This window comes from Monashia sp. HAY1-2A (genome assembly GCF_056755315.1).
Window position 1 is genome coordinate 1 of the sequence record NZ_JBNDHY010000344.1, and the last position, 315, is coordinate 315.

1 pseudogene is annotated in these 315 nt (G+C 63.2%); it reads right to left on the reverse strand.

Going from position 1 to position 315, the window contains the following annotated elements:
- A pseudogene (locus ACPYOM_RS22225) lies at positions 1–315 on the reverse strand (DNA polymerase domain-containing protein); the annotation flags it as partial.

The following is a 315-nucleotide window of genomic DNA, read 5'->3' on the forward strand; positions in this document are numbered from 1 at the left end:
GTTCCGGAACGTGCTGCAGGTTGACCCTGACCCGGTACCAAAGGGAGCTGGATCCCCGCATTCCGTCGATCAGGACGTCAGCCGGATGCAGTTTGGGGACGACGCCTCGGTGAAGGTCCTTCCATTGCTCAAGGGCATTGAGTGCCTCGGGCTTGGTTTTGGTCCGTGCCACCTCGATAAGGGGCATGGTGGAAGTCCGCCGGCCGGAGCCATCACCTGCGCGCGGTGCCTTCTCAGCCGGTCCGAGTTCAGCGGCCAAGGCAAGCAGTCCGTCCAGGGAGCCGGACGCATCATCGATTCCGGAATGCGGATCAC